Raw genomic sequence first — 539 nt, forward strand, 5'->3', positions numbered from 1 at the left:
GCCGGGCAGACATCGCTGGTGACCATTACCTTCTCCGAGGCAGTCACCGGTTTCGACAACAGTGACCTCAGCGTGCCCAACGGCACCCTGACCAGCGTCAGTTCCAGTGATGGCGGGATCACCTGGACCGCCACCTTCACCCCGACTGCCGGCATAAAAGACACCACCAACGTGATCACCCTGGCTAACACCGGCGTCGCCGATCTGGCCGGTAACGCCGGTAGCGGCACCACCGACTCCGCCAACTTCACCATCGACACCGTGCGTCCRACGGCGACCATCGTGGTGGCTGACAACGCCTTGAATATCGGTGAAACCTCGCTGGTGACCATCACCTTCTCCGAGGCGGTGACCGGYTTCACCAACGCYGACCTGACSATYRCCAACGGCACGCTGACCGCGGTCAGCAGCAGCGATGGCGGGATCACCTGGACGGCGACCTTCACCCCGACCAGCGCCATTACCGACGCCACCAACCTGATCACCCTGGACAACACCGGCGTGCAGAACGGTTCCGGCAACGTCGGCGCGGGCACCAC

At 63.8% G+C, this 539-nt stretch carries 1 protein-coding gene; it reads left to right on the forward strand.

The window, feature by feature from the left end:
• On the forward strand, window positions 1–539 hold a 539-nt coding region (locus AC1DIH_RS28170; RefSeq protein WP_477774093.1), incomplete at both ends, for an Ig-like domain-containing protein.

This window comes from Pseudomonas sp. 05N36 (assembly GCF_056397385.1).